Source organism: Massilia sp. ST3, assembly GCF_018119405.1.
In the GTDB taxonomy this organism is placed as follows: domain Bacteria; phylum Pseudomonadota; class Gammaproteobacteria; order Burkholderiales; family Burkholderiaceae_D; genus Telluria.
Genome location: NZ_JAGPWC010000064.1, coordinates 1 through 20581, shown reverse-complemented (window position 1 = coordinate 20581; position 20581 = coordinate 1). Strand labels below are relative to the sequence as shown.

Below are 20581 nucleotides of genomic sequence, written 5' to 3'. Positions count from 1 at the left end.
CATGCTGCACACGCTTCTTTCCGGCGACAAGCCGCGCAGCCGCGCGCTGTCCGCCATCCTGCTCCTGATCTTCCTGGGACTGGCGCTGGCGCCCTTCCTGACCTCGGGCGCCCGTCCGCTCAACACGGCGGCCACCATCTGCGTCTACATCGTGCTGGTGGCGTCCTACGACCTGCTGCTTGGGTACACCGGCATCGTATCCTTTGCGCACACCATGTTCTACGGGATCGGCGCCTACGGCATCGGCATCGCTTTGTCCCGGGTCGACGAGCCTACCTGGAGCGCCGCCCTCGGCGGCCTGGCCCTGGCGCTGCTGCTGGCACTTGCTCTTGCGTTGGTTGTCGGCCTGTTCGCCCTGCGCGTGCGCGCCATCTTCTACGCCATGATCACCCTGGCCGTCGCTTCGTCGTTCGCCGTGCTGGCCTCGCAGATGTCGGACCTGACCGGCGGCGAGGACGGCGTCACCTTCGGCGTGCCGGAAGTGCTGACGCCCGGCTTCCAGCTGATGGAGAACGAGGTCTTCGGGCGCTCGGTCGACGGCAAGCTGCTCACCTACTACCTGGTGTTCTTCGGCTGCCTGCTGCTCTTCCTGTTCCTGCTGCGCCTGGTGAACTCGCCCTTCGGCCGGGTACTGCAGGCGGTGCGCGAGAACGAGTTCCGCGCCGAGGCGCTGGGCTACCGCACCATGGTCTACCGGATCTGGGCCAACTGCTTCGCCGCGCTGGTGGCGGCGCTGGCCGGCGCGCTGATGGCCCTGTGGCTGCGCTACGTGGGGCCCAAGACCTCGCTCGGCTTCGAGGTGATGACCGACATCCTCCTGATCGTCGTGATCGGCGGCATGGGCACCATGTACGGGGCGGTAGTGGGCGCGGCGCTGTTCATCGTCGCCCAGAACTACCTGAAGGAGCTGATGGCGAGCGGCTCGAGCGCGCTGGAAGGCGTGCCGGTGCTGGCCGCGGCCCTGCACCCGGACCGCTGGATGCTGTGGCTGGGCGTGCTGTTCATCCTGTCGATCTACTTCTTCCCCATCGGGATCGTGGGCAAGCTGCGGCTGCGCAGCTGGCCGGCGGCGCGCCGCTAGGCGTCACTTCTTCTGTCGTTCCCACGCCTCCTTCGGGAGGCGTTTTTTTTGCTTTTCAGCGAGCGCCAACGGCCCTCCCTTTGCGCGTTTCCCATCAAGGCTCCACGTCCGTTAAATACACATCAATATCAGTTGCCTTTTTGTTCATAACATAAAGGCAACAATGGCCTCGTCGTCAGCCAGCGCGAGCGGTCCACCATCCTACTGGCCCTGTGCGAACACTCACCATGAACCGACTGTCCTACCACTTCGCGGCAGCCGCCCTTGCCATGGCGGCCTGCCTCCCCCACGGCGGCCATGCCGCCCCCATCCAGGTGCTGAGCGAGGGCTTCGACAACCTCGCCGGACTCAGCGACTGGGTGCTGGTCAACCGCAGCCTGCCGCCTGGCACTGGCTGGTTCCAGGGCAATCCCGACGTCTTCATTGCCGAATCGGGCGCGGACGACGCCTATGCCGCCGCCAATTTCCTGGGCGCCGCCAACGGCATCGGGCTGGTCGACAACTGGCTCGTCACGCCGGTCCTGAACCTCAGCGGCTGGACCCGCCTGTCCTTCTTCACCAACCGCGCCGGCGCGCCCGGCTTCGACGACCGGATCGAGGTGCGCTTCGCCGCCGGCAGCGGAACCGGCCCGGAGGCCTTCGGCGCCCTGCTCGCCAGCATCGGCGGCGATGGCTTTCCGGCGCAATGGCAGCAATGGAACCGCAGCATCGCGGCCGAAGGACCAGGGAGATTCGCTTTCCGCTACCGGGGCGACACCGCCGACCTCGACTACGTCGGACTGGACACGGTCAGCGTGGTCACCGGCGTCCCGGAACCGGCCAGCTGGCTCCTGATCGCGGGCGGCGCCGGCCTGCTCGCCTTCGGCCGGCGCCGGCCGGTCCGGTAAGCACCATGTTTCGAGTGAAGCGCCCAGTAAGTGAACAGGAGAACCGCCATGCGAACCAGCCGACTGCTTTTCCTCCTTCCCCTCGCCGCCTGCTGTGCCGCGGCATGGGCTGTCCCTCAAGCCGCGCACCAGGGCGCAGGCCAGGAAGGCATGATCGTCGTGCGCGATCCCCAGACGGGACAGATGCGCCCGCCCACCGCCGCCGAGCTGCAGGCCCTGCAGCGGGCCGCGCCGGCCTCGCGCCTCGCGCCGGTCCAGCCGAAGATGGTGCTCGGGGCCGACGGCCGCCGCAGCGTACAGCTGGGTGACAGCGGCCTGGTCTACTCCGTCGTCAAGCGCGATGCCGAAGGCAAGCTCGACCGTCACTGCGTCCACGGCGAGGCTGCCGCCGAGCGCGCCGTCCGCGGCCACCAGTCCGCCGTTCCGCAGGAGGATCATCATCATGAAAGCCGATAAGTCCCGCGCCGGGCTGTTCTGGGCCCTCCTTGCGCTGCTCTTCAACCTGTTCGCCCTGGCCGGCGCCCAGGCCGCGACCATCACCATCGTCAACCTCAACGCGCCCGGCGTCGGCTTCAACGACCCGGCCCCGGCCGCTCCGGTCGGCGGCAACATGGGCACCACCCTGGGGCAGCAGCGCCTGATCGCCTTCCAGCGCGCCGCCGAGATCTGGGGCGCCACCCTGTCGAGCACGGTGCCGATCCGGGTGGGCGCCGCCTTCATCCCGCTGTCCTGCACCGCCAACAGCGCCGTGCTGGGCTCGGCCGGCGCCTGGGAAATCTGGTCCGACTTCCCGAACGCGCCGCGCGCCAACACCTGGTACCCGAGCGCGCTGGCCGGCAAGCTGGCCGGGGTCGAGCTCAGCACACCAGATGAACCGCACATCCTGGCGCGCTTCAATGCGCGCCTCGGCCTGTTCCCGGACTGCCTGCCGGGATCGGGATTCTACCTGGGGCTGGACAACAACCCGGGCGGCCAGATCGACCTGGTCACCGTGCTGCTGCACGAGATGGCGCACGGGCTCGGCTTCCAGACCTTCACCGACCACGCGACGGGCGCGCAGATCATGGGCATTCCCTCGGTCTGGGACCACTACCTGGTCGATAACCGCAACGAGCGCCTGTGGGTGCAGATGAGCGACGCCGAGCGGGCAGCGTCGGCCGTCACCTGGCGCGGCCTGTCATGGAACGGCCCGAACGTGAGCGCCGCCGTGCCCGGAGTGCTGGTGCCGCGCTCCATCCTTGGCGTCGCCGGCCGTGCCGCCGGCGAGGCGGCGGGCACCTACGACGTCGGCGACGCCGCGTTCGGCCCGCCGCTCGGCCCCACCGTGGTGCGCGGCCAGCTCATGCCGGTGGTCGACCAGGCGGACGGCACGGGACTGGCCTGCGCCCCGCTGGATGCCGACAACGCGCTGGCCGTGCGCGGCAACGTGGCCCTGGTCGACCGCGGCGCCTGCGGCTTCGTCGACAAGGCGCGCCATGTCCAGGACGCCGGTGCGATCGGGATGGTGGTGGCCGACAACGCGCCGGGGGACGTGGCCGGCATGAGCGGCGACGATCCCTCGATCCGGATCCCGTCGGTGCGCATCACCCAGGCCGACGGCGTGCGCCTGAAAGCCGCGCTGCAGGGGCGCTCGCGCACCCGCTCGGGCGTGATCGCCGGCCTCGGGGTCGATCCCACCCGGCTGGCCGGCACCGACGCCGACGACCGCATCCTGATGTACACCCCGAGCGCGAACGCGCCGGGGTCCTCGGTCTCGCACTACACCACCGAGGCCAGGCCGAACCAGCTGATGGAACCATCCATCAATGCGGACCTGACGCACGCCGTGGCGCCGCCGCGGGATCTGACTTATCCGCTGCTGCGCGATATTGGTTGGTAGGGCGTAGGCTTGGCGGCTTCGCCGCCGACGCGTCCAAGCAGCAGGTGCATGCCCGATCAGCGTGTGGGTGAAATGAAAAAAGGCCGGCCGCCCCGAAGGACGCCGGCCTTTTCTCTGAAACAGGGATTACGCCTGGCTCTTCTGCTTGAACGCAGCGACGCCGTTGGTGATCTCGGCCTTCGCGGCATCCGCATCGGCCCAGCCTTCGATCTTGACCCACTTGCCCGGCTCCAGGTCCTTGTAGTGCTCGAAGAAGTGCTGGATCTGCTTGAGACGCAGCTCTTCCAGGTCGTCCAGCGACTGGATCTTCTTGTACATCGGCAGGACCTTCTCGACCGGCACCGCGATCACTTTCGCATCGCCGCCGCCGTCGTCGGTCATCTTCAGCACGCCCAGCGCGCGGCAGCGCACCACCACGCCCGGCGGCAGCGGGAACGGGGTGATGACCAGCACGTCGCACGGGTCGCCGTCGTCGGCGATGGTCTGCGGCACGTAGCCGTAGTTGCACGGGTAGTGCATCGCGGTACCCATGAAGCGGTCGACGAAGATCGCGCCGCTGTCCTTGTCGACCTCGTACTTGACCGGGTCGGCATTCATCGGGATCTCGATGATGACGTTGAAGTCGTTCGGCACATCTTTGCCGGCTGGAACATTGTTCAAGCTCATGGAATCGTCCTTGGTTGCTGAAGAATTAATAATGGTCCGTCATTATAGCGAAACGGGTATCGCTTGTGCGGTGCAACGGAGGCAAAGGTGCGGAACGGCGTAGGGTCGGCGGGTTTCCCGCCGACGCGTCCAACCGACACATGAATAACGGATGAGCGGGATGGCAAGGTCCAGCCAAACGCGTCGGCGGCGAAGCCGCCAACCCTACGAAGACAAACGCGGCCCTCAGGCCGCGTCGCTTACAGGATACTCGCCAGCGCACACTGCCGGTAATGATTCGCCGCCTCCTGCTCCTGCCCCAGCGCCTCGTGCATCTGCGCCAGCTTCAGGTGCGCCTCGCGCACCATCGGCGCCTCGGTGGCGTCGGACAGGGCCTGCTCGAGGTGGCGCTGGGCCTTGCCCCACAGTTTCTGCTTCAGGCACAGCGAGCCCAGGGTCAGCGCCAGCTCCGGATCGGTAGGCCGGTGCTTGAGCCAGGTCTCGCAGCTTTCGATCTGGGCCAGCAGCGAAGGCGAGCCGGCCGGGCCGGCGGCTTCGCGGTAGGCGCGCACCACGCGCTCGTCCCAGTTGGCCTTGAGCGCGTCCTCGGCGATGGCGCGCGCCTCGTCGTGCAGGCCGCGCGCATTGAAGGCGGTCGCCGCGCGCGCCGCGATATACGGCACGCTGCGGTCCACCGCCGGCACCGTCGACCACACGCGGCGGATCGATTCGGCGTCATGCCCCGGCTCCCCGAGCAGCGCGTCGTAGGCCAGCTCGCGCAAACGGGCCGAGAGCGCCGGGTGCAGCGCCTTGCGCTTGTCCAGGATACGCACCAGGCGCAGCACCTCGGGCCAGTTGCGCGCCTGCTGGTTGGCCTTCATCGCCCACTGCAGCGCGTGGATGTGGCGCTGGCCGCTGGCGTTCAGTTCGGCCACGGCTTCCAGCGCCGCTTCCGGCTGGTGGTCGTCGACCAGCAGCTCGGTGACCGTCATCAGGCGCGCGGTCTTCAGTGCGCCGTCGTGGGCGATGCCGGCCAGCCAGGCGTCGCGGCGCGCCGGTTCGCGCATGCGGTGCGCGGCGCGGGCGCCGATCAGGCCCGCCAGGCCGGCGTTCTCGGGCAGCTCGGCGGCGCGCATGGCGGCCTTCTCGGCATGGCCGAAGCGGCCTTCGAACAAGGCCTTGAGCGCGTCGCGCAAGCCCTTGTTGCCTTCACGCTCGCGTTTGCGCTGGCGGTAGGCGGCCACCCGCTCGGGCATCTTGAGGGTGGCGTTCAGCGCGCGCACCAGCCCGTAGACCACCAGGAACAGGAGGACCAGCAGCACCACGAACAGGTTCAGGGACATGTCGATCCGGTGCGGTGGATAGAACAGCACCACATTGCCCGGATTGAAGCGCGCGGTCACGGCAATGCCGATGGCGGCGGCCATCAGCGCGACTAACCAGAGGAGTAAACGCATGGCTTATTGCTTCGCTTTGTAGTTGCGCACGGCGTTCAGGCTGTCCGCCAGGGTCGGCATCTCGATCTGCAGGTTGTTGGCCTGCACCTGGCGCAGCGCCGCCTGCACCGACTGGGTGGCGCGGGCGCGCGTGTCGAAATACTTGAGCAGGGTTTCCTGGGCCGTCACCAGGTCGTCGCGGAAGGTCGCCTCGTTCCGCGACAGCAGGGCCAGGCGCGCGTTCAACAGGCGCAGCTTGAGGTTCTCGCGCACGAAGTAGGATTCGCCCGGCGACAGCATCAGGGCCTCGGGCTTCTCGACGCTGCGCACGCGGATCAGCTGGCGCACGTCGTCCCACATCTCCTGGCTCCAGTTACTCCAGGTCTGGCCGACGCGCTCGGCCAGGGTCAGGGCCGCGGGCGGCGTCTGTTTTTCCTTGGCCTTGCTCTCCTGCTTGCGCACGCTGCGCGCGGGCGCCGCCGGCAGCAACGGCTTTTCGTCGGACAGGATCGGCAGGTAGTCGACCTGGGCGATCACGTTATCGAGGCGCAGCGCGACGCCGGCCATGTCCACCGCCGGCGTGGCTTTCAGTTTTTCGATGTCCGAGGCGATGGCGCGGCGAATGGTGAGGAATTGCGGCTTGTCCGACCGCGACAGCGAGCGGTCGGCGTTCTGCAGCGCGATCAGGGCGCCCTGCACGTTGCCCGCCAGCTGCAGCTGCTGGCTGGCGGTCGAGAGCACCTGCTCGATCTCCGACAGCGCCCATTCGTCGCGGTTCTTCGACAGGTCCTGGTACAGCTGCTCCAGGGCCAGCTGCTGGCTCTGGGCTTCGCTCTGGCGGCTTTCCAGCACCCCGACCTTGATCTGCAGTTCCTTCGACTGGTCCGACACCTCGCGCGCCAGCGCGGCGGTCTCGGCGTTCACGGCATTGCCCTTCTGCAGGCTGAGCGCCATGTCCTTGCGCAGCGAGTTGATGCGGCTGTGCGAGGAAATGGTCTGCACGGCCAGCAGCACCGCCAGCACCGTCACGGCCAGCGGCAGCGGCTGCTGCACGGTCTCGAACAGGCTGCGCCCGGGCGCGCGCGGCGGCGCGGCCAGGGGCTCGGCCTTCTGGAGACTGGTCGACGGCGCCCCTGGCGGCTGGGCTTGTTCTGGGTTGTTGGGCAATTCGTTCATTCTTGTGATTGTAACGCGGCAAGTAGGCGAGCGTCGCCGGAACCGGTGAGCGTGATGCGGTCAAAGCCCAGCGCGCGCGCCGTTTCGGCGATGCGCGCATGCGGCACGATCAGGTGCTGGCCCCGCAGGCGGCCGGGGCCAAAGGCCGGGTCGAGCTGCTCCACCAGTCCCGCCAGCCCGCGCAGGGCTTCGGAACTCGTGATTATCCAGTCGTTCGGCCGCTCCAGCAAGGCATGCAGGCGGGCGGCGAGTTCAGGCGTCAACAGCGGGACACTGCGGCGGTAGGCCGCCACCGCCTCCACCTGGGCGCCGGCGGCGCGCAGCTGCTCGGCCAGCAGCTCGCGGCCGCTGTCGCCGCGCACGATCAGCACCCGCCGTCCGGCCAGGGCGTCCAGGTCGAGCACCTTCAGCAAATGCTCGGAATCGCTGGGATCCTGCCCGGCAGGGCAGTAGATCTTCGCGGCCGCATCCGTCACACCATGGCGCGCCAGCGCCAGCCGGCTGCCCTCGCCCACCACGGCCAGCGGCACCCCGGCCGGCCAGGCAGAAATGTGGGCAAAGGCGGCGTCCACCGCGTTGGGCGATACGAAGGCCACCAGCGCATAGTCCGCCAGCCCGGCCAGCACGGCGCGCAGCTGTCCTGGATCGCCGGCCGGGCCGATCTCCAGCAGCGGCAGCACGACCGGCGTGCGGCCCAGCGCCGCCACGGCCTCGGCCAGCGCTTCGGCCTGGGCGCGCGGCCGGGTGATGACGACCGGGTCAGGCATCCGGGCTGGCGTCCTGCTTGCAGGCCTCGAGGATCGCATGCGCGTCCTGCCCGGCCAGCAATGCGGACACTTGCTCGCCCAGCAGTTCCGGCTGGGCGGCGGCGCCGTGGACTTCGCCGCTGGCGACGCGCTTGCCGTCCGGCGTGGCGACCATGGCGCGCAGGCGCATCTGGCCGTCTTCCACCTGGGCGAAGGCCGCCAGCGGAATCTGGCAGCTGCCGCCGAAGATCCGCGACACCTTGCGCTCGGCCATGACGGCCTGGGCGGTTTCCTCGTGGTTGAGCGGCGCCAGCACGGCGCGCAGGTCGACGCCGTCGCTGCGCGGGCCGCTCAGGATTTCGATCGCCATTGCGCCCTGCCCCGCCGCCGGCAAGCTGTATTCCGGTTCCAGCAGCGCGCGGATACGCTGGGGCAGGCCCAGGCGCTTGAGGCCGGCCGCGGCCAGGATGATGGCCGCATACTCGCCACGGTCGAGCTTGCCCAGGCGGGTGTCCAGGTTGCCGCGCAGCGGGCGGATGACCAGGTGCGGGTAGCGCGCCGCGATCAGGGCCTGGCGGCGCAGGCTGCTGGTGCCGACCACGGCGCCGTCCGGCAGGGCGTCCAGGCTGGCGTAGTCGTTCGAGACGAAGGCGTCGCGCGGATCCTCGCGCTCCAGCACGGCGGCCAGCTCGAAACCTTCCGGCAACTCCATCGGCACATCCTTGAGCGAGTGCACGGCCAGGTCGGCGCGGCCCTCGGCCATCGCCACCTCGAGTTCCTTGACGAACAGGCCCTTCCCGCCCACCTTCGAGAGGGTGCGGTCGAGGATCTGGTCGCCCCGTGTTGTCATTCCCAGAATTTCGACGCTGCAGTGCGGATATAATGCAGCGAGTCGGGCGCGCACGTGCTCCGCCTGCCACATGGCAAGGCGGCTTTCGCGGGATGCGATAATAAGCTTGCCGGGTGCTGCGTTCGCTGGCGCCTGCTGCGCCGATTCATTAACTTTCAACTCGGATTCTTTCACTGTCGTTGAGCCCCATCCGGACGATGCCAGTAACCGGCTCTTGCATAAGATCACAAATTTTATCATGGGCCCTCTTGCAGACCATGGCCAAAACGCCATCGCACAATCTATTAACTTGTGGTCGATATGGACAACCTAGCTGCACATGACAACCCCTCCGGCGCGGACAAGGATGCGCCACTGAAAGAAGACATTCGCCTGCTCGGCCGCATCCTGGGCGACGTGCTGCGCGACCAGGAAGGCGACGCGGTCTTCGAGATCGTCGAAACCATTCGCCAGACCGCGGTGCGCTTCCGCCGCGACGACGATCCCAAGGCGGGCGAGGAACTGACCGCCCTTCTGCACAAGCTGACCCGCGACCAGACCAACTCGGTGGTGCGCGCCTTCTCCTATTTCTCGCACCTGGCCAACATCGCCGAGGACCAGCACCACAACCGCCGCCGCCGCGCCCACCTGCTGCACGGCTCCGGCCCGCAGGCCGGCAGCGTCGGCTATGCGCTGGGCAAGCTGGTGGACGCCGGCGTGAGCCAGGACACCGTCGAAGGCTTCTTCAAGGAGGCCCTGATTTCGCCGGTCCTGACCGCCCACCCGACCGAGGTGCAGCGCAAGAGCATCCTGGACGCCGAGCACGACATCGCGCGCCTGCTGGCCGAACGCGACCTGCCGCTCACGCCCAAGGAGCGCCAGCGCAACACCCAGCTGCTGCACGCGAAAATCGCGACCCTGTGGCAGACCCGCATGCTGCGCTACTCCAAGCTGACCGTGGCCGACGAGATCGACAATGCGCTGTCCTACTACCGCATCACCTTCCTGCGTGAAGTGCCGGCCCTGGTCGAGGACATCGCCTGCGAGATCGCCGCGCATTATGGGAACGACAGCGCCGGCCTGCACAACGCCACCTACCTGCAGATGGGCAGCTGGATCGGCGGCGACCGCGACGGCAACCCGAACGTCAATGCCGACACCATGCGCCATGCGCTGACGCGCCAGTCGACCACCATCCTCGACTTCTACCTCGACGAAGTGCACGCGCTGGGCGCCGAGCTGTCCGCCTCGACCCTGCTGGTGGACGTGTCGCCGGCATTGGCTTCCCTGGCCGACGCCTCGCCGGACAATTCCCCGCACCGCAGCGACGAGCCCTACCGCCGCGCCCTGATCGGCATCTACGCCCGCCTGGCCGCCACCGCGCGCGAGCTGGGCCTGGGCCACATCCTGCGCAAGGAAGTCGGCCACGCCGCGCCCTACCTCGATCCCGAGCTGTTCGCCGCCGACCTGGAAGTGCTGGCCGATTCGCTGCGCGCCAACCACGGCGCGGTGCTGATCGAGCCGCGCCTGGCGGGCCTGAAGCGCGCCGCGCGCATCTTCGGCTTCCACCTGGCCTCGCTCGACATGCGCCAGAGCTCGGACGTGCACGAGCGCGTGCTGGCCGAGCTGTTCGCACGCGCCGGCGTCGAGGACGACTACGCCGCGCTGAGCGAGGAACGCAAGATCGCGCTGCTGCAGCAGGAACTGGCCCAGCCGCGCCTGCTGTACACGCCCTACGAGAGCTACAGCGACGAGACCAACGGCGAGCTGGCGATCCTGCGCACCGCGCGCGAGATCCGCGTGCGCTACGGCAGCCGCGCGATCCGCAACTACATCATCTCGCACACCGAGACCGTGTCGGACCTGCTGGAAGTCCTGCTGCTGCAGAAGGAAACCGGCTTGATGCGCGTGTCCGCCGGCGCCTGCGACGTCATGGTGATCCCGCTGTTCGAGACCATCCCCGACCTGCAGCGCGCCGCTGGCATCATGTCGGAATGGATGGCATTGCCGCTGGTGGCCAGCGTCATCGAGAAGCAAGGCCGCCTGCAGGAAGTCATGCTCGGCTACTCGGACTCGAACAAGGACGGCGGCTTCCTGACCTCGAACTGGGAGCTCTACCAGGCCGAGCTGAAACTGGTCGAGGTCTTCGAAGCCCGGAACGTCAAGCTGCGCCTGTTCCACGGACGCGGCGGCACCGTCGGCCGCGGCGGCGGCCCGAGCTACGACGCGATCCGCGCCCAGCCGCCGGGCACCGTCAACGGCCAGATCCGCCTGACCGAACAGGGCGAGATCATCGCCTCCAAGTTTTCGAACGCCGAGATCGGCCGCCGCAACCTGGAGCTGCTGGTGGCCGCGACCCTGGAAGCGAGCCTGAGCCCGCACGCCACCAATGGCGCCGGGGCCGAGCGCCTGGCCCGTTTTGAGGGCGTGATGGCGGAACTGTCCGAGCGCGCCTACAAGGCCTACCGTAATCTCGTCTACGAGACCCCGGGCTTCACCGACTACTTCTTCTCGGCCACCCCGATCGCCGAGATCGCGGAACTGAACCTGGGTTCGCGCCCGGCCTCGCGCAAGTCGACCCGCCGCATCGAAGACCTGCGCGCGATTCCCTGGGGCTTCTCCTGGGGCCAGTGCCGCCTGCTGCTGCCGGGCTGGTACGGTTTCGGCTCGGCCGTGAGCGGCTGGCTGGGCGAAGGCGAGCGCGAGAACAAGCTGGAGCTGCTGCGCGCCATGTTCCACGACTGGCCATTCTTTGCCACCCTGCTGTCGAACATGGACATGGTGCTGGCCAAGACCGACCTGGCGATCGCCTCGCGCTACGCCGAGCTGGTGGCGGATGCATCGCTGCGCGAACGCATCTTCAAGCGCATCGCGGCGGAGCATGGCGAAACCCTGCGCTGCCTGGAATCGATCACCGGCACCGGCGAACGCCTGGCCGGCAATCCGCTGCTGGCCCGCTCGATCCAGAACCGCTTTGCCTATCTCGATCCGCTGAATCACCTGCAGGTGGAGCTGATTCACCGCCGCCGTGCGCTGGCGGACAATGTGGACCCGCGCGTGAATCGCGGGATTCATTTGTCGATCAATGGGGTGGCGGCGGGGTTGCGCAATACGGGCTGATGAGAGCCGTGTAGCTGTTCATGCAAACTTGGGTTCCCGCCTTCGCGGGAATGACGGTTAAAGGGCCAACGACTACGGTCGTTCACACGTCATCCCCGCGCAGGCGGGGACCCAAGTTCTCACCTTAGCCACTACTGTATACACGCCCCCAAGCTCGCCCCCTTCTTCAAATGCGCCTCCACCGCATTCGGCGCAATGCAGACCTGGTTCGACGGATTCGTGCTGCTACCCGTCTTGTGGCACACCGCCACCTTCCCCTCCCCGCAGCGCGCATCGATCACCGCCACCGTCACGCCGGCCTGCGCATAGCAGCCCTGCGGACTGGCCGCCTGCACCACGAAGCTGAAGCTGCCCGCCGCCGCCGGCGTGAACGTGGTCACCGCGCCGCTGGCGGTCGACAGCCCCTCCGCCGGGCTCCATGCGTAGCTCGCCTCGGCGCCCGCCTTGTCGCTCGCACTCAGGACCACGCTCTGCGGCCCGTAGCCCAAGGTGATCGCGGCCGCGCCGGCCGTCGCTTCCGGCTGCGGCATGGTGCCGAGCACCTGCACGTTCGCCTCGCCGCTGGCGCGCAATCCCGCCTTGTCGACGGCCTCCAGCTGCACGCGCTGGGTCCCGATGTCCGCGCACGAGAAGCCCGAGCGCGACAGGCTGAGGGACTCCACGCCCCAGTTGTCGCTGCTGCCGCCGTCGACCTGGTCCGGCGTGATGCTCGCCGTGCCGTTCGCCAGCATCACTTGAGCGTCGCGTGTGCGCACCACGGGCGGCTCGACGTCGTTGCTGACCGTGTTGGCGCACGCGCTTTCCACGCTCAGGCGGTTCAGCGCCGTCACGGTGTAGTAGTAGTACTTGCCCGCCTCGACGCTCTTGTCGGTAAACGCCGGGGTGGCGGCGTCGGTCGCGGCCAGCAGGTTGCCGGGCGCGTCCAGGTCCATGTCGCGCTGCTCCGAGCGGTAGATGGCGAAGCGGCGCGTCTTCTCGAACTCGTCGGCGCTGTCGCCCGGCGCGTTCCAGGCCAGCTGCACGGCCTGGTCCTGGCCGACGGCGGCGGCCAGCGCGGTCGGCGCGCCGGGCGCGCCCAGCCCCTTCCAGGCCATCACGGGCGGCAGGGCCGGCCGCTGGTACAGGCCGTTCATCAGGCTGGTCCGGTAGCCCAGGGCGTTCGCCTGCAGGAAGGCATGGCGGAAGTGGATCTGGCCCGAGACATTGGCCTGCGCGCGGTTCAGCGCGATCTGGCTGTTGATCTGGTCCGGGCTGGTCCAGCCGGCCGTATTCATCTTGTAGTCGGCCAGGCCGATGTACATGTGGCGTCCGAAGGCGTTGTTGTTCCACCAGGGGACCAGCAGCGAATAATCCGAGCCGGCCTGGCCCATGTACCAGTAGACCTGGGGCGCCAGGTAGTCGACCCAGCCCTGCTCGATCCACTTGCGGGTGTCGGCGAACAGGTGGGTGTAGTGCTGCAGGGCGCCGGCCGCGGTCGGCGAGCCGATCGCCGGGTCGCTGCTGCTGCGGTAGATGCCCGACGGCGAGACGCCGAACTTCACCCAGGGCTTGGCGGCCTGGATGCCGGCGTTTACGCGCGCGATCAGGAGGTTGACGTTGTCGCGCCGCCAGTCGGCCCGGCCCGCCGCCGTGTCCGGGAAGCCGCGCGGATCGGCGTGGTAGGCCGCGTCGTCGGGAATCACGCCGTTCGGATAGAAATAGTCGTCGAAGTGCAGACCGTCGATGTCGTAACGGTTGACGATGTCCATGATGACCTTCACCACGTGGTCGCGCACCTCCGGCAAGCCCGGGTTGAGGATCTTCACGGTGCCGACCTGCAGCAGCCATTCCGGATGGGTGCGCGAGACGTGGGTACTGGCGTACTGCGCGTTGTTGCCCTCGTTGGCGACGGTGGCCACCGCGCGGTAGGGGTTGATCCAGGCGTGGAATTCCATGCCGCGCTTGCGCGTCTCGGCGATCGCGTACTCCAGCGGATCCCAGGCGGGCGCCGGGGCGCTGCCCTGCTGGTTGGTCAGGTAGTAGGACCACGGCTCCAGGTCGCTCGGGTACATGGCGTCGGCCTGGCTGCGCACCTGCAGGAAGGCCGCGTTCATGCCGGTCGCCTTGTTGTGGTCGAGGATGCTTGCTAACGCCGCGCGCTGCTGCTCGGGCGTCTGGAGGCGGTTCGGCCAGTCCAGGCTCAGGTGGGTGCTGATCCACACGCCGCGCAGTTCGCGCTTGGGCGAGGCGTCCTGTGGACTGGCATGGGCGGCATGGGACAGGGTGGCGGCGAGCATGGCGGCTGCCGCGGCAAGCAAAAGTTTTTTCATGTTGTGGATTTTTTGCAGGGTTGAAGTCGACGCACCGGTGAGCCCATGCGCCTGTGGCGGCGCGCGCCGCCTCTCCTCGCGCCACGCCCGCCATCTGCGTCAGAGCCTACGCAACTGTCATTTTTGCAACCAATGAAATTCCAACAAGCTTGCATAACCGGGATGCATGCGCTCCCGGGGCGGGCATGGGCTCAGCGCTTGAAGGACAGGCCGATGGTGAAGGCGGTATCCGGCGTGCGGCTGTTCAGGCCGCGCGACAGCATGGCATCGACTTGGCAGGTCTCGGAAAGGAGATAGGCGGCGCCGGCATCGAAGCTGGCTTGGACGCCGCCATGGCGGCCGCGTGCGATGTGCGGCAGCGCCACTTCGACGAAGCCGCGCAGGCGCTCGTTGACGGACTTGCCGAGGACGACGCCCAGGATGCCGTATCTGTAGGAAGGGCCGGATTCGCCGCGCTCGCGGCCCAGGCCCGGCATCACGCCGAGCGACATGCCGGACGGCAGCTCCCACTCGGCCGCCACCCGCAGCGAGGGACGCACGCCGCTGCCGCGGAAGGCGCGCGAGCCGCTGTCCAGGTCCGCATGCAGCAGCACGCCCACCGAGGGCAGGCGGCCGGCGGCATCCAGGGCATGCCACTTCAGGCCGAGCGCGGTGTCCGCATAACCGGATGCGCTGGTGCGCACGCCGCCCGCGTCGGTACTGCGCGCCGCGATGCGCCCGTCGGTCTCGACGCGCAGCTCGAGGCTGTCGCCGGCGCCGACGCGCAGCAGGGTCGGGGTGGCGATGCTGCGCTCACGCCGGCCCGGCTGGCGGTCGCGCTCGAACAGCAGGCTGGTCTCGATCTGCAGCCGCCCCTTGCCGACCACATTGCTCGATTCGACGAAGTCGGGCCGGTCGGTCACGATCCCCTCTTCGGCCGCCTGCGCCGGCGGGAGCATGAATAGAAGCGCAGCCAGGAGCGGCGCGCGGCGGGACAGCATGGCAGGCTTCATGGACGTCCTTAATAAAACGGTTGGCGGCCCGACGAAGCCCTCATGCTAAGTCAGGCGGCCAGCGCCGCGCGCACGGCAGCGCCCTTGGCGGCCGCGCCGTCGAGCTTGAAGGTCGCGACCACCTGGGCCAGCCTGGCGGTCTGCTCCTCGAGCGCGCCGGCGGCGGCGGCGGCTTCCTCGACCAGGGCCGCGTTCTGCTGGGTGACGTCGTCCATCGCCGCGATCGACTGGTTGACCTGGCCGATGCCCTGGCTTTGCTCGGTGCTGGCCGCATCGATCTCGGTCATCAGGTCGGCCACGCGCTGCACGGCCTGCACGATGCCGCTCATGCTCGCGCCGGCGTTGTCGACCAGGCGCGCGCCCGCCTCGACCTTGCTGACCGAGTCGTTGATCAGTTCCTTGATTTCCTTGGCGGCAGCGGCCGAGCGCTGGGCCAGGCTGCGCACCTCGCTGGCGACGACCGCGAAGCCGCGCCCCTGTTCGCCCGCGCGCGCCGCCTCGACCGCGGCGTTCAGCGCCAGGATGTTGGTCTGGAAGGCGATGCCGTCAATGACGCCGATGATGTCGACGATCTTGTACGAGCTCTCGGTGATCGAGCCCATGGTGGTCACCACTTCCGCCACCACCTGGCCGCCCTGCTCCGCCTGGGTGCTGGCAGACATCACCAGCTGGTTGGCCTGGCGCGCATTGTCGGCGTTCTGGCGCACGGTCGAGGTCAGCTCTTCCATCGCGGCCGCCGTCTCTTCCAGGCTCGAGGCCTGGGTCTCGGTGCGGCTCGACAGGTTCATGTTGCCGGCCGCGATCTCGGCCGAGGCGACCGCCAGCGCATCGGTGCTGGCGCGCACCTCGCCCATGGTGCGGCTCAGGGACGACACGAAGCGGTTGAAGGCGTCGGCCAGCATGCCGATTTCGTCCTGCGACTCCACGCGCATGCGGCGCGTCAGGTCGCCCTTGCCGTCGGCGATCTCGCCGAGCATCAGGGCGGCGCGCCGGACCGGGGCGGTGATGGCGCGGCTGACCAGGAAGATCACCAGCAGGCCGATGCCGCCGCCGATCACGCCAGCCATCAGCGAAGCGGTCGTGGCCGCGCGCGCCAGGCCGCCCAGCACTTCGTCCTCGGGCACCTCGGCGATGATGTACAGGCCCAGCTCGGGGATGTAGGACGAGGCGACGATCTGCGCGCCCGTGTCGGAACCGTGTGAACCGTGCGCGAACTTCTGCTTGCCCAGCAGGCTGGCGGCCAGCTCCGGCGTATAGCCCGGCAGGTCTTTCATGTAGTGCTCGCCGTCGACCAGCTTGGTATTGCGGTGCAGGAGAATGCTGCCGTTGTCGCGCACCAGGTAGACATAGCCCGACTGGCCCACCTTGTAGGCGCGCACCGCGTTGGCCAGCGCGTTGACCGACAGGCCGAGGCCCGCCACCGCCACCTTGCCGTCGCCGGCTTCGGCGCGGGTGTTCACGAACAGCTTGAGTTCACCGGTCTTCTTGTCGTTGTCGAGGTCCAGGTCGAAGCGCTGGCCGCTGGCGAGGAAGCTTTCCAGCCAGCCGTCGCGCGGATTGCCCTTCTCCAGCATGTAGCTCAGGCCGGTCTCGTCCATGTACTTGAGGGTGCCGGCCGAGGCCCAGAACACGCTGGCCGCGCCATTGTCGGCCTTGGCCTTGGCGGCATAGGTGCGCCAGGCGTCCAGGCCGCTGTCGGGCAAGCCCTCGCGTTCCCAGGCATGCAGGTAGGTGTTGTTGGCGATCGCCAGCGAGGCCGTCAGGGGCTCGCCGATCTGGCGCATCACGTCATTGCGGATTTCGCCGACCACGGCGGGCAGGTCGTCGGCGACGATGCGCCCGCGCTGGCTGCGGCTCGTCAGTGTGACGCTGAAGACCGCCGAAATGAGAATGAACAGCAGCAGGCAGGCGGCCATGCTGAGCAAGAGCTTGGTCCTGATCGAGGAACGGCGAAGGAATTGGGTGAGCATGGTATCCGAGGGGCTGAAAAGACCTGATGAGCAAATGTGGTTGCCGTACAGAATCTTCTCGCGCGCCTCGAGAGCTCGTCAATTCCTTCGCTCGTTTGCCTTTCCAAAATGTAAAATAAGCGTTGCGAAGCCGTGACAAGCGATGGCGGAGCGACAAGATAGCAGCAGACGGCGCGCTTTACCGACGGATGGCGCGCACGATGTCGCCGCTGTCGACCTGGCCGCTGTCCACCTTCAGCCAGCGATTGCCGGTCAGCCGCTCGAAGCCCGTGAACGGCGACGGCAAGGCGTCGGCGTCGAAGCCGGGGGCGTTCTTGAGGTCGTAGTGCAGGTGCACCAGGAAGGCGTCGCCGGAAAAGCCTATCTGGCCTACCTGCTGGCCCGCCTTGACCACATCGCCCACCGCCAGGTGCACGCTGTCCTGCTTGAGGTGGGCCAGCAGGCTGATCTCGCCGTTGCCGTGGTCGATCTCGACGTGGTTGCCCCACATGAGGGACGGATCGGCAACGAACTGCTCGCGGGTGAAGGGCGGACGCTTACCCTTGCCGTTGTCGGGGAGCGCGCCGACCGCGCGGATCACTTTGCCGCCTGCCGGCGCCAGCACCGGCTTGCCCCAGCCATACCAGTCCTCGTTGCGGCTGCCGTCGCCCGCATACATCCGGCCCTGCTCGTCGGTGACGACGAAGTCATAGCTGTAGCGCATGAAGTTGCGGCTCCACTTGAGCGCTTGCGCCATGGGATCGAGCAGCGGCAGGCGGCGGTGGTGGCCGTAGAAATCGTGGCCGTCATGCACCAGCACCGGGCCCTGCACCGGCAGGCGCAAGCGTGCGCGCGGGCTGAAGCGCTGCGGCCGGACCTCGGTCTGCACGCTGTACTTCGTGTCGTCGCCGACATCGAACTTGAAGGTGAAACGCACGCGCGACAGGTCGAGCTCCTGCGGGAAGGCGTACAGGGGATTGAACACCAGCTCGCTCTTGCCCGGTTCGACGAAGCGGTTCGGCACCACGAAGATGCTGCGCCCGTTGGCGCCGACGCGGTATTGCGCCAGCAGCTGGCCGGAAGGACCGAGCACGTCCGCCTCGATCTCGCTCAGCTCGATCTTGTCGGGCGACTTGTTATCAATCCGGAAGTCGATGTTCAGCAGTTGCTGGGCTTTGCCCTGCTCGATCAGCGGCGTGGCGGGCGCGACCACGATCTCGACCGGGTTCGATGCGCTGGCCAGCGTGGCGGCGAGGGCGAGCGGCAGGCTCGCGAGGATGGTTTTCAGGTGCATGTCGTGGTCTCCTTGTTAATGTATTGACAGCGGAGACGACTATACGTGCGCCTGCGCGCGGACCGGCCGGATTTCGGACGGAACGCGGTTTTCCGGGAATGGAAGGCAGCGGGCGGCAGACACGCGGGCGGCCGACCGGAGAAGGCGAAAAAAAGCCCGGCGAACCGGGCTTCACGATTACGGGCGCAAACCCGGTCAGTTGTTGTGCAGGAAGGTCTTCAGCTTGTCCGAACGCGAAGGCTGGCGCAGCTTGCTCATGGCCTTGGCTTCGATCTGGCGGATACGCTCGCGGGTCACGTCGAACTGCTTGCCCACCTCTTCCAGGGTGTGGTCGTTCGACATCTCGACGCCGTAGCGCATGCGCAGCACCTTGGCTTCGCGCGGGGTCAGCGAGTCCAGCACTTCCTTGATCACGTTGCGCATCGAGGCGTGCAGCGCGGCGTCCAGCGGGGCCAGGGTCGCGTTGTCCTCGATGAAGTCGCCCAGCTGCGAATCGCCGTCCTCGCCCATCGGGGTTTCCATCGAAATCGGCTCTTTCGCGATCTTCATGATCTCGCGAACCTTGTTCTCCGGCATTTCCATCTTGGCGGCCAGGGTCGGCAGGTCCGGCTCGCTGCCGGTTTCCTGCATGATCTGGCGCGAGATGCGGTTCATCTTGTTGATGGTCTCGATCATGTGCACCGGCACGCGGATGGTGCGGGCCATGTCCGCGATCGAGCGCGTGATCGCCTGGCGGATCCACCAGGTCGCGTAGGTCGAGAACTTGTAGCCGCGGCGGTATTCGAACTTGTCGACCGCCTTCAGCAGGCCGATATTGCCTTCCTGGATCAGGTCGAGGAACTGCAGGCCGCGGTTGATGTACTTCTTCGCGATCGAGATCACCAGGCGCAGGTTGGCCACGGTCATTTCGCGCTTGGCCTGGCGTGCGCGCTTCTCGCCGGCCGCCATCTGCTTGTTGATGCGGCGCAGGTCGGCCAGCGGCAGCGCCACGCGCGCCTGCAGGTCGATCATGCGCTGCTGCAGTTCCTTGATCGCCGGCAGGTTACGGCCCAGCACGGCGCTGTACGGGTAGGCGCAGTCGACTTCGCGGTCGCCCCATGCCAGGTCGGTCTCGTTGCCCGGGAAGACCTTGATGAAGTGGGCGCGCGGCATGCCGCAGCGGTTCACGCAGATGTCCAGCACGGCGCGCTCGATCGCGCGCACTTCGTCCATCTGGTGGCGCAGGGTGTCGCACAGCTTCTCGACCACCTTGGCGGTGAAGCGGATGCCCAGCAGCTCGTTCGAGATCACTTCCTGCGCGTCGTTGTAGTCGTCCGAGCCGTAGCCCTGGGTCTTGAACGCGTGGCCCATCAGGTCGAACTGCTTCTCGATCAGCGCGAACTTGTCCAGCGCGCCCTTCTTCAGGGCGGCCAGCTGCTCGGCCGAATAGCCGGCCGCGCCACCGCCGCCGCCTTCGCCTTCTTCCTCTTCGACTTCCTCTTCTTCCTCTTCCTCGTCGTCCGAGGACGAAGCGGCGACGCTCGGCGCCGGGGCCGAGGATTCGTTCAGGTCGACGAAGCCGTCCACCACGTCGTCGATCTTCAGTTCGTCGGCGGCGATCTTGTGCGACAGCGCGATGATTTCCGAGATCGTGGTCGGGCAGGCCGAGATCGCCTGCACCATGTCCTTCAGGCCTTCCTCGATGCGCTTGGCGATCTCGATCTCGCCTTCGCGGGTCAGCAGCGACACCGCGCCCATTTCACGCATGTACATGCGCACCGGGTCGGTGGTGCGGCCGAAGTCCGAGTCGGCGGTCGACAGCGCGGTGGCGGCCGCGGCCTCCACTTCGTCCTCGCTGGTCGGGGTTACGGCCTGGTCCGACAGCAGCATCATTTCCGCTTCCGGGGCGCGCTCGTAGACGGCGATGCCCATGTCGTTGAAGGTCGCGATGATGCCTTCGATCGCTTCCGGATCGATGATGTTTTCCGGCAGGTGATCGTTGATCTCCGCATGGGTCAGGTAGCCGCGCTCCTTGCCCATGTTGATCAGGTTCTTCAGCTGCTGGCGGCGCTTTTCCAGTTCCTCGCCCGAGAAGCCGGTCTCGCTCAGGGTCGCGATGCCCTTGGCCTTGCGTTCGCGCAGCTTCGAGGCCGCCTTCAGCTCGGCGCGCTCGACCGCGTTCAGCGCCGCGACTTCGTCGTTTTCCGGCACGAACTCGCTCGGCTTGCGGCCGCGGCGGCCCGGCACCTTCACCTGCGG

Annotated in this window: 15 protein-coding genes; 5 read left to right on the top strand and 10 right to left on the bottom strand. The window is 67.8% G+C overall.

What is annotated here, in order from left to right; all coding sequences use genetic code 11:
- The first annotated feature begins 1 nt into the window (after position 1).
- From KBW98_RS18660 to KBW98_RS18645, 4 genes are all read left to right on the top strand, one after another.
- Entirely contained in the window at positions 2–1081 is a 1080-nt protein-coding gene (locus tag KBW98_RS18660; RefSeq protein ID WP_211521670.1) for a branched-chain amino acid ABC transporter permease, read from the top strand.
- Positions 1082–1308: 227 nt separating this feature from the next.
- Complete coding sequence (locus tag KBW98_RS18655; RefSeq protein ID WP_211521669.1) at positions 1309–1968, top strand: choice-of-anchor J family PEP-CTERM protein; 660 nt, start codon at positions 1309–1311, stop codon at positions 1966–1968.
- A 48-nt stretch (positions 1969–2016) separates the two neighbouring features.
- The gene (locus KBW98_RS18650) at positions 2017–2424 is read left to right on the top strand and encodes a post-PEP-CTERM-1 domain-containing protein (protein WP_211521668.1); all 408 of its coding nucleotides are present in this window, start codon (positions 2017–2019) and stop codon (positions 2422–2424) included.
- Entirely contained in the window at positions 2411–3847 is a 1437-nt protein-coding gene (locus tag KBW98_RS18645; RefSeq protein ID WP_211521667.1) for a PA domain-containing protein, read from the top strand. The genes KBW98_RS18650 and KBW98_RS18645 overlap by 14 nt, the downstream gene beginning before the upstream one ends.
- Positions 3848–3973: 126 nt before the next feature.
- Here the strand turns inward: KBW98_RS18645 and ppa are convergent, their stop codons facing one another.
- From ppa to hemC, 5 genes are all read right to left on the bottom strand, one after another.
- Entirely contained in the window at positions 3974–4513 is a 540-nt protein-coding gene (gene ppa / locus KBW98_RS18640; RefSeq protein ID WP_211521666.1) for an inorganic diphosphatase, read from the bottom strand.
- Positions 4514–4752: 239 nt separating this feature from the next.
- Positions 4753–5949 (bottom strand): heme biosynthesis protein HemY, encoded by a 1197-nt coding sequence (locus KBW98_RS18635; protein ID WP_211521665.1) that lies wholly within the window; start codon positions 5947–5949, stop codon positions 4753–4755.
- 3 nt (positions 5950–5952) lie between these two features.
- Positions 5953–7104 (bottom strand): uroporphyrinogen-III C-methyltransferase, encoded by a 1152-nt coding sequence (locus KBW98_RS18630; protein WP_211521664.1) that lies wholly within the window; start codon positions 7102–7104, stop codon positions 5953–5955.
- Entirely contained in the window at positions 7101–7871 is a 771-nt protein-coding gene (locus tag KBW98_RS18625; RefSeq protein ID WP_211521663.1) for a uroporphyrinogen-III synthase, read from the bottom strand. Before KBW98_RS18625 ends, KBW98_RS18630 begins: the two co-directional genes overlap by 4 nt.
- Positions 7864–8772, bottom strand: a complete 909-nt coding sequence (gene hemC, locus KBW98_RS18620; protein WP_229429284.1) for a hydroxymethylbilane synthase — start codon at positions 8770–8772, stop codon at positions 7864–7866. The genes KBW98_RS18625 and hemC overlap by 8 nt, the downstream gene beginning before the upstream one ends.
- Positions 8773–9000: 228 nt before the next feature.
- Between hemC and ppc the strand changes: the two genes are divergently transcribed.
- A complete protein-coding gene (gene ppc / locus KBW98_RS18615) occupies positions 9001–11799 on the top strand; it encodes a phosphoenolpyruvate carboxylase (RefSeq protein WP_211521661.1) in 2799 nt (932 codons plus the stop codon).
- A gap of 131 nt (positions 11800–11930) precedes the next feature.
- Here the strand turns inward: ppc and KBW98_RS18610 are convergent, their stop codons facing one another.
- From KBW98_RS18610 to rpoD, 5 genes are all read right to left on the bottom strand, one after another.
- Positions 11931–14108 carry a family 10 glycosylhydrolase gene (locus KBW98_RS18610; RefSeq protein ID WP_211521660.1) on the bottom strand — a complete coding sequence of 726 codons (2178 nt, stop codon included), beginning with the start codon at positions 14106–14108 and terminating at the stop codon, positions 11931–11933.
- A gap of 191 nt (positions 14109–14299) precedes the next feature.
- A complete protein-coding gene (locus KBW98_RS18605; RefSeq protein WP_211521659.1) occupies positions 14300–15088 on the bottom strand; it encodes a transporter in 789 nt (262 codons plus the stop codon).
- 62 nt (positions 15089–15150) lie between these two features.
- Positions 15151–17070: a methyl-accepting chemotaxis protein gene (locus KBW98_RS18600; protein ID WP_211521658.1), complete on the bottom strand. Its 1920-nt coding sequence runs from the start codon at positions 17068–17070 to the stop codon at positions 15151–15153.
- 178 nt (positions 17071–17248) lie between these two features.
- Positions 17249–18343: a M23 family metallopeptidase gene (locus KBW98_RS18595; protein WP_211521657.1), complete on the bottom strand. Its 1095-nt coding sequence runs from the start codon at positions 18341–18343 to the stop codon at positions 17249–17251.
- A 195-nt stretch (positions 18344–18538) separates the two neighbouring features.
- Positions 18539–20581: RNA polymerase sigma factor RpoD (gene rpoD, locus KBW98_RS18590; protein ID WP_211521656.1), on the bottom strand; the 2043-nt coding region annotated here is incomplete at its 5' end.

Bases quoted from the DNA above. Each gene is read 5' to 3' on its own strand.
- KBW98_RS18660 (WP_211521670.1), top strand. From the start codon at position 2: ATGCTGCACACGCTTCTTTCCGGCGACAAGCCGCGCAGCCGCGCGCTG.
- KBW98_RS18655 (WP_211521669.1), top strand. From the start codon at position 1,309: ATGAACCGACTGTCCTACCACTTCGCGGCAGCCGCCCTTGCCATGGCG.
- KBW98_RS18650 (WP_211521668.1), top strand. From the start codon at position 2,017: ATGCGAACCAGCCGACTGCTTTTCCTCCTTCCCCTCGCCGCCTGCTGT.
- KBW98_RS18645 (WP_211521667.1), top strand. From the start codon at position 2,411: ATGAAAGCCGATAAGTCCCGCGCCGGGCTGTTCTGGGCCCTCCTTGCG.
- ppa (WP_211521666.1), bottom strand. From the start codon at position 4,513: ATGAGCTTGAACAATGTTCCAGCCGGCAAAGATGTGCCGAACGACTTC.
- KBW98_RS18635 (WP_211521665.1), bottom strand. From the start codon at position 5,949: ATGCGTTTACTCCTCTGGTTAGTCGCGCTGATGGCCGCCGCCATCGGC.
- KBW98_RS18630 (WP_211521664.1), bottom strand. From the start codon at position 7,104: ATGAACGAATTGCCCAACAACCCAGAACAAGCCCAGCCGCCAGGGGCG.
- KBW98_RS18625 (WP_211521663.1), bottom strand. From the start codon at position 7,871: ATGCCTGACCCGGTCGTCATCACCCGGCCGCGCGCCCAGGCCGAAGCG.
- hemC (WP_229429284.1), bottom strand. From the start codon at position 8,772: ATGTGGCAGGCGGAGCACGTGCGCGCCCGACTCGCTGCATTATATCCG.
- ppc (WP_211521661.1), top strand. From the start codon at position 9,001: ATGGACAACCTAGCTGCACATGACAACCCCTCCGGCGCGGACAAGGAT.
- KBW98_RS18610 (WP_211521660.1), bottom strand. From the start codon at position 14,108: ATGAAAAAACTTTTGCTTGCCGCGGCAGCCGCCATGCTCGCCGCCACC.
- KBW98_RS18605 (WP_211521659.1), bottom strand. From the start codon at position 15,088: ATGCTGTCCCGCCGCGCGCCGCTCCTGGCTGCGCTTCTATTCATGCTC.
- KBW98_RS18600 (WP_211521658.1), bottom strand. From the start codon at position 17,070: ATGCTCACCCAATTCCTTCGCCGTTCCTCGATCAGGACCAAGCTCTTG.
- KBW98_RS18595 (WP_211521657.1), bottom strand. From the start codon at position 18,343: ATGCACCTGAAAACCATCCTCGCGAGCCTGCCGCTCGCCCTCGCCGCC.